At 69.7% G+C, this 9,377-nt stretch carries 12 protein-coding genes; 4 read left to right on the forward strand and 8 right to left on the reverse strand.

Annotated elements, in window-relative coordinates:
• Positions 1-8: 8 nt before the first annotated feature.
• From sigM to trxA, 4 genes are all read left to right on the forward strand, one after another.
• On the forward strand, positions 9-560 hold the full coding sequence (gene sigM / locus FY030_RS16160; protein ID WP_202879727.1) for an RNA polymerase sigma factor SigM: 552 nt from the start codon (positions 9-11) through the stop codon (positions 558-560).
• A gap of 144 nt (positions 561-704) precedes the next feature.
• On the forward strand, positions 705-1,646 hold the full coding sequence (locus tag FY030_RS16165; protein ID WP_158062533.1) for a hypothetical protein: 942 nt from the start codon (positions 705-707) through the stop codon (positions 1,644-1,646).
• 116 nt (positions 1,647-1,762) lie between these two features.
• On the forward strand, positions 1,763-2,794 hold the full coding sequence (gene trxB / locus FY030_RS16170) for a thioredoxin-disulfide reductase (protein ID WP_158062534.1): 1,032 nt from the start codon (positions 1,763-1,765) through the stop codon (positions 2,792-2,794).
• Between the two features lie 56 nt (positions 2,795-2,850).
• Complete coding sequence (gene trxA / locus FY030_RS16175; protein ID WP_158062535.1) at positions 2,851-3,174, forward strand: thioredoxin; 324 nt, start codon at positions 2,851-2,853, stop codon at positions 3,172-3,174.
• A gap of 139 nt (positions 3,175-3,313) precedes the next feature.
• Here the strand turns inward: trxA and FY030_RS16180 are convergent, their stop codons facing one another.
• The 8 genes from FY030_RS16180 to rpmH form a co-directional block, all read right to left on the reverse strand.
• Positions 3,314-4,450, reverse strand: a complete 1,137-nt coding sequence (locus FY030_RS16180) for a ParB/RepB/Spo0J family partition protein (RefSeq protein WP_158062536.1) — start codon at positions 4,448-4,450, stop codon at positions 3,314-3,316.
• Between the two features lies 1 nt (position 4,451).
• On the reverse strand, positions 4,452-5,282 hold the full coding sequence (locus tag FY030_RS16185; RefSeq protein WP_238348470.1) for a ParA family protein: 831 nt from the start codon (positions 5,280-5,282) through the stop codon (positions 4,452-4,454).
• Between the two features lie 284 nt (positions 5,283-5,566).
• Entirely contained in the window at positions 5,567-6,343 is a 777-nt protein-coding gene (rsmG, locus tag FY030_RS16190; protein WP_158062537.1) for a 16S rRNA (guanine(527)-N(7))-methyltransferase RsmG, read from the reverse strand.
• Positions 6,344-6,355: 12 nt separating this feature from the next.
• Positions 6,356-7,036, reverse strand: a complete 681-nt coding sequence (locus FY030_RS16195; protein ID WP_238348471.1) for a Jag family protein — start codon at positions 7,034-7,036, stop codon at positions 6,356-6,358.
• 29 nt (positions 7,037-7,065) lie between these two features.
• A complete protein-coding gene (yidC, locus tag FY030_RS16200) occupies positions 7,066-8,046 on the reverse strand; it encodes a membrane protein insertase YidC (protein ID WP_158062538.1) in 981 nt (326 codons plus the stop codon).
• Between the two features lie 7 nt (positions 8,047-8,053).
• On the reverse strand, positions 8,054-8,458 hold the full coding sequence (gene yidD / locus FY030_RS16205) for a membrane protein insertion efficiency factor YidD (protein WP_420371865.1): 405 nt from the start codon (positions 8,456-8,458) through the stop codon (positions 8,054-8,056).
• Positions 8,455-8,820 carry a ribonuclease P protein component gene (gene rnpA, locus FY030_RS16210; protein ID WP_158062539.1) on the reverse strand — a complete coding sequence of 122 codons (366 nt, stop codon included), beginning with the start codon at positions 8,818-8,820 and terminating at the stop codon, positions 8,455-8,457. Before rnpA ends, yidD begins: the two co-directional genes overlap by 4 nt.
• A gap of 27 nt (positions 8,821-8,847) precedes the next feature.
• Positions 8,848-8,985 (reverse strand): 50S ribosomal protein L34, encoded by a 138-nt coding sequence (gene rpmH / locus FY030_RS16215; protein ID WP_131106325.1) that lies wholly within the window; start codon positions 8,983-8,985, stop codon positions 8,848-8,850.
• Between the last annotated feature and the right edge of the window lie 392 nt (positions 8,986-9,377).

Here is a 9,377-nt window from a genome sequence, read left to right on the forward strand (position 1 = left end):
GTGACGGTGTGAGCACGGGCACTGAGCTGGCCGAGGTCGACGACCTCACCCTGCTGCGTCGGCACCAGGACGGCGACCGCGACGCCTTCGGTGAGCTCTTCCGTCGCCACCGGGACCGCATGTGGGCGGTGGCCCTGCGCACCGCGCGCGACCCGGAGGTGGCTGCGGACGCGGTGCAGGACGCCTTCCTTAACGCCTTTCGCCGAGCCGGGTCCTTCCGCGGGGACTCCCAGGTCACGACCTGGCTGCACCGGATCACGGTCAACGCCTGCCTGGACCGGTTGCGTAGGCAGCGGCCGACCGCCAATCTGGACGACCACGACCCGGTCGAGCCCCGCGACGGCCACCACGCGGTGGAGGTGCGGCTGGACGTGCGGCAGGCGCTCGACCAGTTGCCGGAGGGGCAGCGGCTCGCGCTGGTTCTGGTCGACATGCACGGCATGAGTGTCGCCGAGGCGGCGCAGGTGCTCGAGGTCGCGGAGGGCACGGTGAAGTCCCGCTGCTCACGCGGCCGGGAGGCGATGGCCCGCCTGCTGCGTCACCGGGAGGATGAGCCATGACGACTGCCAGCGTGAGCCACGCCACGTCCGGTGGCCGGGTCGCTGAGGGAACCGGCCCGGGCGGCCGGTCGTCGTACCCCTGTAGGCGCCACCCTGGCCGCCATCTGACAGCGTCACCGAGTTCTGGGAGGAGGACGATCTGTCGTGTCTGGAGCTGCTGACCGCGACCGCGACGAGGTCGATCCCACCGGGATCCGTGACCTGCTCGCAGGCCTGCCCGACCCCGGACCCATGCCGGAGGACCTCGTCCACCGCATCGAGGCCAGGCTGGAGGTGGAGCATGCTGCCCGAGATCATGAGGCGTCCCGCCGTCTGGGGCGCCACGCGGACCGCGTCGTCGACCTGACTGCCGAGCGGGGCCGTCGGCGCCCTGGCCGCACCCTGGCCTGGCTGGGGGCCGCGGCCGCCGGCCTGGTGGTGACCGCCACCGTCGTCCCACAGCTGGTGGGCGGTGCCGACGGCGGCGACAGCGGCACCGCTGCCTACTATCCGACGCGGGGGCAGGCCGACACCGACACCAGCGAGATGCACGACGACAGCGCCGGGGAGGACGCAGCCGGCGGCGGCGGGAACGACACAGCCGGCGCCGACGAGAGCGACGCCGACGCGGAGCCGCGGTCCATGTCCTCCGTCGGTGACGAGGCAGCGGAGGCCCCGATCGCCGACGGCGAGACCGACGGCGGTGCGAGCCCGGCCGCCCCCGCGCAGCCGCTCGTCCCCCTGGACGGCACGCTCGTCCTACTCACCGACCTGGGCCTGGTCGAGCACGACACCCTGACCGAGACGCTGCTCCACGCCGTGGACGAGCACGAGGCAAGCTCGACCACCACCCCGCGCACGTCCGATCTGCTGAGCGAGGGGGAGGCGACATCGTGCTGGCGAGGGCTGGCTGCCACCCACTCCTTCGACCGCTACGTCGCCGCCCCGGCCCAGATCGTGCTCCCGGACGGTCAGCGGGAGGGCGACCCCGTGGTGGTCCTCCTCGGCGTGCGCGACGACGGCTCGGCCCGGTCCTGGATCATGCCGCAGGACTGCACCCGCAACCCGGACACGCTGCCCGTCCTGGAGGGTCAGCGCCACGGCTGAGGCCTGCCCTGCCCGGCCGTTGCGGGCGGGGAACATCCCCGTTCTAGGATCTGTTGAGGAGACTACGCCCGCGATCCTCCCTGCGCCCGCCCCGCGGGCCGGTCAGAAAGGTGTCCATGAGCATCATCGTGCCCCAGCCCTCCGCTCCGTCGACCGAGGGTGAGGTCCGAGATGTCGTCATCATCGGATCCGGCCCGGCCGGGTACACCGCCGCCGTCTACACCGCCCGCGCCAACCTGCGCCCCCTCGTCTTCGAGGGGTCGGTGACCGCAGGTGGGGCCCTGATGAACACCACCGATGTGGAGAACTTCCCCGGCTTCCCCGACGGCATCATGGGCCCGGAGCTGATGATGAACATGCGCGAGCAGGCCGAGCGGTTCGGCGGGGAGATGATCCGCGACGATGTCGTTGAGATGGACCTGTCCGGCCCGGTGAAGACGGTCACCGACGGTTCCGGGGACGTCCACCGCGCCCGCAGCGTCATCCTGGCCATGGGCTCTGCCTACCGCGAGCTCGGCCTGCCGCGGGAGAAGGAGCTCTCTGGGCATGGTCTGTCCTGGTGCGCCACCTGCGACGGGGCCTTCTTCCGCGAGCAGGACATCCTCGTCGTCGGGGGCGGTGACTCCGCCATGGAGGAGGCAACCTTCTTGACCCGCTTCGCCCGCAGCGTCACCATCGTGCACCGACGCGAGGAGCTGCGCGCGAGCAAGATCATGGCCGAGCGGGCCCTGAACGACCCCAAGATCTCCTTCGCCTGGAACTCCGCCGTCACGGCGCTGCACGGTGAGCCCAAGCTGACCTCGGTGACCCTGACCGACACCCGCACCGGCGAGGAGCGGCAGGTCCCCACCACCGGCGTCTTCGTCGCGATCGGCCACGACCCCCGCAACGAACTGGTCCGCGGGCAGGTCGCACTGGACGACGAGGGCTACGTGCTCGTCCAGGGGCGGACCACAGCGACCGACGTGCCGGGGGTCTTCGCCTGCGGCGATCTCGTGGACCACATCTACCGCCAGGCGATCACCGCCGCCGGCAGTGGGTGCTCAGCCGCGCTGGACGCCGAGCGATACCTCGCCGCCCAGGACGACGCCGGCCAACCCGACCCTGCGGCAGCGCAGACGCCTGAGCCCGTCGGCGCGGACGCCTGACACCGCATACCTATACCAATCCAGCGAACCAGATCTAGTGCGAGAGTAGGAAACCCATGGCTACCACCCCCACCTCCGACACCACCTTCACCGAGGACGTCCTGCAGCACGACGGCCCCGTGCTCGTCGACTTCTGGGCCCCCTGGTGCGGCCCGTGCAAGATGATCGCCCCCGTGCTCGAAGAGCTCTCCGAGGAGTGGGGCGACAAGCTCAAGGTGGTCAAGCTCAACACCGACGAGAACCCGGAGACCACCCAGGCCTACGGCATCACCGGCATCCCGACGATGAACGTCTACCAGGGCGGTGAGGTCGTCAAGACGCTCGTCGGCGCCCTTCCGAAGAAGAAGCTGGCCCAGGAGCTGGAGCAGTTCACCTCCTGAGGCGTCGATCCCCCCGGGGCTCAGCCCCGACCAGAACCGTCCACAAGGTTATCCACAACCCTGTGGACGGTTCTTCGTCTTTCTGTGGACAACGCGCCCGAGGGGCCCTCGGCCTCCACCAGCCGGTGGGACCGGGGCCTCACTCCTGGTCGAGCATCCCCAGGATCCTCGCCAGGTCCTCCTGCCCAGCGAACTCCACGGTGATGCGGCCCTTGCGCCGTCCCATCGCTACCTGGACGCGGGTCTCGAACCGGTCCGACAGCCGCTCGGCCACCTCCTGCAGCTCCGGGGAGGCGGCGGCGCGCCGGGCCGGGCGCCGGGCCTGTCCCGGGTCCTGGTCACCGACGAGCACGATCTCCTCCACGGAGCGCACCGATAACCCCTCGGCAACGATCCGCTGCGCAAGCCGCTCCATGGCCGCTCCGTCCGGAAGCCCCAGGAGGGCGCGGGCATGTCCGGCGCTGAGCACCCCGGAAGCCACCCGCCGGGCCACCATCGGGGGGAGCTTGAGGAGCCGGATGGTGTTGCTGATCTGTGGGCGAGAACGTCCGATCCGCGTGGCCAGCTCCTCGTGCGTGCAGCCGAAGTCCTCCAGCAGCTGCTGGTAGGCCGCCGCCTCCTCCAGGGGGTTCAGCTGGGCGCGGTGCAGGTTCTCCAGCAGCGCGTCCCGCAACATGTGCTCGTCCTCGGTCGCCCGGACGATGGCGGGGATGGTCTGCCTGCCGGCCGCCTTCGAAGCCCGCAGCCGACGCTCACCCATCACCAGTTCGAAGGGGGACTCACCGCCGGCGACCTCATCCTCGCTCACGCGCCGCAGCACGACGGGCTGCAGCACCCCGAGCTCTTCGATGCTGCGCACGAGCTCGGCCAGTTCGTCCTCATCGAAGACCTCGCGCGGCTGGCGGGGGTTGGGACGAATGTCCTCGACCAGCACTTCCGCGAACGTCGCACCGGGCACCGGCGCCAAGCCGTCCAGGCTGCCGTCTCCACCGGGCAGGTCAGGGGCGGCCGGTTCAGGCGGGGCCGCTCGTCCGACACTCCCAAACCGCGCCGTTGAGTCATCGCTGTTTCCCGTGAAACCGGACGAAGTCTCCCTCGCGCCGTCACCGTTTCCCGTGAAACCGGACGATGCCTCCAGTGCGCCCTCGGTCAGTGCGGCAGCACCCCGATCCTCACCCCGAGGGAAGAAGACATCACGGGGACGGTCCTGGTCGGTAGGAGCCGAGGGGATGAGGGCGCCCAGTCCTTTACCCAGTCCGCGGCGACGCTCGTTCATCTCACACCTCCTGGCGGCGCATCTCGGCAGCCGCCTCTGCGTAGGACAGTGCACCCGCACTGCCTGGGTCGTGGGTCATGACGGTCTCGCCGTGGCTGGGGGCCTCGCTGACCCGGACCGAGCGGGGCACCACGGTCCGCAGGACGCGTTCACCGAAGTACTCCCGCACCTGGTCAGCCACGTCCGCCGCAAGTCGGGTCCGGCCGTCGTACATGGTCAGCAGAATGGTCGAGATGCGGAGGCCGGCGTTGAGATGCTGCTGAATGAGCTCAACGTTCTTCATCAACTGGCTCAAACCCTCAAGCGCGTAGTACTCACACTGGATAGGGATGAGCACCTCCCGCGCGGCGACGAAGGCGTTGACGGTGAGCAGGCCGAGGCTGGGCGGGCAGTCGATGATCACGAGGTCCAGCGGCTGGTCCTGCTCTGAGAGATAGACCTCAAGCGCGCGGCGCAGGCGATTCTCCCGGGCCACCAGGGGCACCAGTTCGATCTCGGCTCCAGCCAGATCGATGGTGGCCGGGGCGCACAGCAGACCTGGCACGTGTGGACAGGGCTGCACCACCTCAGACAGTGGTATACCGTCGATGATCACGTCGTAGATGCCAGCGGTACCGCTGGTGTGCGGGATGCTCAGTGCCGTGCTCGCGTTGCCCTGCGGGTCCATGTCGATGACCAGCACGCGCAGTCCGTCCAGGGCCATAGCGGCGGCGACATTGACAGCGGTGGTCGTCTTGCCGACCCCGCCCTTCTGGTTGGAGACCGTGATGATCCTGGTGCCGTGCCAGGGTCGACCTCCCGCGGACGCGGCGGAGACGCCCGCCGCTGTCACTTCAGGCGTTTCACGTGAAACTCCCTCGGCTGGAGCGCCCGTTTCACGTGGAACAGAGGGGCCCGGCGTCGCGCCGCCGGGCCCATCATCGCCTGGCCATCCCAGAACGCCGGCGCTGAGGAAAGAAGAAGGGAGGGACGGTGCGGGGACGGCAGGCCAGCCCAGCGGAGATGACGTCGACATGAGGGCTCCATCTTCGCTGATCAGAGGCCCCGAACCAAGCCGACCGGCCGAGAGAGGAACCCATGCTCGTCGATGCCTCAGAAGGGCTACTCCGAGGCCGTTCAGTGCGAGGAACGAGACCCTGGCCGGCCGCGCTTCGTTGACCCACGAGGCCGGTCGACACGCCGCCTCGTGCCGGGTGTGGACGCCTGCCACTGGGCGGGACGAACGATCTCCACCACACGGACGGGCTCGCTGACCCGGCCGACTCCCAGGTGGTGCACCGCGCTCTGCTCGACCCCCATGCGATGGAGCAGGTCATGCGCCTGCTCGAGCTCGACCTCGGCGGCTTCTCCCTTCAGCGCCAGCAGTCGACCACCGGGCGCGAGCAGCGGGAACGACCAGGCCACCAGCTTGTCCAGGGAGGCCACAGCCCGCGCGGTCGCCACCGGCGCCAGCAGGCTCATCTCCTCGGCCCGGCCCCTGTGCACGGTGACGTTGCTCAGGCCCAGCGCCTCGACCGTGCTCTGCAGCCACGTCGTGCGGCGCAGCAACGGCTCGACGAGGTGCACCCGCAGGTCAGGCCGCACGATGGCGAGCACGAGGCCGGGCAGCCCTGCGCCGGACCCGATGTCGATGACGCTCTCGCCCTCATCGAGCATCGCCTCCGGCAGGGCGCAGTTGACCAGATGACGCTGCCAGAGCCGGGGTGCCTCCCGAGGACCCACGAGACCGTGACTGATCCCCGTGGTGGCCAGCAGGTCGGCATACCGGCGGGCCAGGTCGAGTGAGTCGCCGAAGACGTCTGCGGCCTCGGCGGGCGGCTCCGGAGCGCCAGAGACGGGCGGAGGCACCGTGCGTCTGCCGCCCGGTGCCTCGCCGTCACGAGTCTGCGCCATGCCGGGTCCGGGTCAGCGCCCGGGGAGAATCACGACGTAGCGTCCCGGGTCGGCCCCCTCGGACTCCGAGTGCAACCCGGCGCCGAGGACCTCATCGTGGACGACCTTGCGCTCGAACGCGGTCATCGGCTCCAGCTCGCGCCGTTCACCGCTCTCCTTCACCTCGGCGATCGCGCGCTGGGCCGTCTGCACCAGCTCGCTGCGTCGATCCGAGCGGTAGCCGGCCACATCGAGCATCAGTCGGCTGCGCTCGCCGGTCTCGGCCTGGACCGCCAGGCGGGTCAGCTCCTGCAGCGCCTCAAGCACCTCACCACCGGTGCCGATGAGGCGCTGAGGAGCCGCGCCGTCCTCGGAGTCCACAATGGCGACTGCGGCGCGATCGCCTTCGACGTCCACCTCGAGGTCCCCGTCCAGGTCAGCGATGTCCAGCAGGGTCTCCAGGAAATCTGCGGCGATCTCGCCCTCCCGGACCAGATCTTGCGCGGCAACCGACGTGGACCGTGGGGCGGCCTGGTCACCCGTCTCCTGCGCAGGGGTGTCCGCCTCCGGCAGGTAAGCCTCGGGCGCCTCAACCGCCTCATCGGCCTCGCTGGCCACAGAAGCCTCTTGGGCCTCCGCTACCTCCCCTGGGCGGTCCTCGCTGGGCGCGTCCTGGACGGTGCGGTCATCGGGCTTGCCGGTGCTCGTGCTCATCGCTGTGGTTTCTCCTTGATCGCGAATCATCAGCGCTTCTTTGCGCGCTTCTTGCTCTTGGGCTGCACCCGCTGGCCGCCAGCCCTGGCCTGGGCGGCCTCCTCGGCCTCCGCCGCCTGGCGGTCCGCCATGAAGTTCGGGTTCTTCAGCTGAATACCGGTGGCGGCCTTGCCCTTGCGGGCCATCCGCTCCTGGTACTTCTTCTCCGCCGGGGTGTTCGGGGCCGGCATGTTGCGGATCACGAGGAACTGCTGACCCATCGTCCAGAGGTTGCTCACCGTCCAGTAGATGAGCAGGGCGATCGGGAAGTTTACGCCGGTGACGGCGAAGACGATCGGCAGCGCGTAGATGAGGATCTGCTGCTGCCGGGCCATCGGGCTGTTCAGCGCCTCCGGCGACATGTTCTGGCGCATCAGCTGGTGGCTGGTGATGAACTGGGTGACCGACATGACGACGATGAGCACCACCGCCAGGATCTTGGCGTGGATGTCGGTGTGGTGCAGGAAGGTCGAGGTCAGCTCGGCGCCGAAGATGTTCGAGGTCGCCATGTGTGTGGCCAACTCGGTGCTGAACAGGCCCATGGGCTCGCGCTCACCCGCAGCCACGGCCGCGGCCGTGTTCAGCAGCCGGAAGAGCGCGAAGAAGAAGGGCATCTGGATCAAGATCGGCAGGCACATCCCGAACGGGTTAGCCCCGGCCTCGCGGTAGAGACCGAACATCTCCTGCTGCAGCTTCTGCTGGCTGGCCTGGTCCTTCTTGCCCTTGTACCTGGCCTGGATCTTCATCAGCTCCGGCTGCACGATCTGCAGCCGTCGCTGGCTCTTGATCTGTCGCAGCATCAGTGGCGTCAGCATCGCCCGCAGGGTCAGCACGAGACCGACGATCGCCAGCACCCAGGTCCACCCGCTCGTCACCGGCATGCCCATCCGGACGAGCAGCCACTCGAATCCGACCAGGATCGCGGAGTTGAACCAGATGAACGGGAACAGGATGGTGTCGAAAATGCCCATGTGGTCCTCAGTGCTCGTGGTGAGCAGCGCTCACCGGGGTGATGTGGGTATGGGGCGTCCCCGCGTCCGGGTGGGTCGCGGCCGCACCGTCACGAGCAGCGGGCCTTCCACGAGGCGGTGGGACATGGTCCACGCCCCCCGCGGACCAAGGGTTGCAGCGCAGGACCCGCCAGGCGGTCAGTGCCAGGCCACGGACCAGGCCATGACGCTCCAGCGCGGTCACGCCATACGCGGAGCAGGAGGGGTAGTAACCGCAGACCGGTCCGAAGATCGGGGAGATGATGCGCTGGTAGAGGCGGATGAGCCAGACGAGCGGGAGCGTCACCAGGCTGCGAGGCTGACCAGGCGCGACCCCGCCCCGGTGCACATCGCGTAGTTGGTCGGTCTGCCAGCGCAGGGGTTGGGTGCTCACCGGAGCACCCGCTCCAGAGCCAGGTCCAGGGCCGCGCCCAGCTCGTGCGAAGAGGCGGTCGCCGCAGGCGGCTGGGCCCGCACGACCAGGTCCGTGCCGGCGGGCACCTGGCTCAGCCGGGCCACCACCTGAGCCCGCAGCCGGCGGATCACCCGGTGCCGCACGACCGAGTTACCCACGGCCTTGGACACCACAAAACCCACGCGCGGCGGGCGCGTGGGTGTGGTGTCGGTGAACATCGCTGCGTGGACGACGAGCAGGTCGGTGCCAGCCCGGCGGCGACGGCGCGTATCCCCGTCGACCCGTCTCGACACGCCGCGGTAGTCCTCCGGGCGGGAGAGTCGATGTCGACGCGGCAGCATCGCGGGCGCCGGAGCGGCCGACGCCGCTCAGGCGGACAAACTCGAGCGGCCCTTGGTGCGGCGCGCGTTCAGGATGGCTCGACCAGCACGGGTCCGCATGCGCAGACGGAAGCCGTGCTTCTTGGCGCGGCGGCGGTTGTTCGGCTGAAAGGTGCGCTTGCTCATGGGTGCTGCTCCGAGGTCGGGGTTGGTCAGGGCGCTGGGCAGGGTCGGCCGCCAACGAAGGCCCACAGTGAGCGCACGTGTCAGGAGGCTCAACCCATGGGCAGGCGAAAGCGGCCGGAATCGGCCTCCCCCACGGTACGTTTCGTGCCACCCTGGGGTCAAACCGACGGCGGAGAGACCCCGACATCCGCCGACAACTCCGGACCCGCCGCCAGCGCCCCGGAACGAGCCACGGGTGCCCCTGGTGAACACCCCGGCGCTCTCTCCGAGCAGGCCGTAGGATACGAAACCGCTTAGTGTGCACCCGGTCCACCGCGCCGGGAGGGGCGACACGCCGAGGGCGGAAGGAATCCTCCCTGGGCTACTTGCGGGCCACGGCCTCGGCTTGTTAG

The organism is Ornithinimicrobium pratense, from assembly GCF_008843165.1.
Taxonomy (GTDB): Bacteria; Actinomycetota; Actinomycetes; order Actinomycetales; family Dermatophilaceae; genus Ornithinicoccus; species Ornithinicoccus pratensis.

Bases quoted from the DNA above. Each gene is read 5' to 3' on its own strand.
- trxB (WP_158062534.1), top strand. From the start codon at position 1,763: ATGAGCATCATCGTGCCCCAGCCCTCCGCTCCGTCGACCGAGGGTGAG.
- trxA (WP_158062535.1), top strand. From the start codon at position 2,851: ATGGCTACCACCCCCACCTCCGACACCACCTTCACCGAGGACGTCCTG.
- FY030_RS16180 (WP_158062536.1), bottom strand. From the start codon at position 4,450: ATGAACGAGCGTCGCCGCGGACTGGGTAAAGGACTGGGCGCCCTCATC.
- rsmG (WP_158062537.1), bottom strand. From the start codon at position 6,343: ATGGCGCAGACTCGTGACGGCGAGGCACCGGGCGGCAGACGCACGGTG.
- FY030_RS16195 (WP_238348471.1), bottom strand. From the start codon at position 7,036: ATGAGCACGAGCACCGGCAAGCCCGATGACCGCACCGTCCAGGACGCG.
- yidC (WP_158062538.1), bottom strand. From the start codon at position 8,046: ATGGGCATTTTCGACACCATCCTGTTCCCGTTCATCTGGTTCAACTCC.
- rnpA (WP_158062539.1), bottom strand. From the start codon at position 8,820: ATGCTGCCGCGTCGACATCGACTCTCCCGCCCGGAGGACTACCGCGGC.
- rpmH (WP_131106325.1), bottom strand. From the start codon at position 8,985: ATGAGCAAGCGCACCTTTCAGCCGAACAACCGCCGCCGCGCCAAGAAG.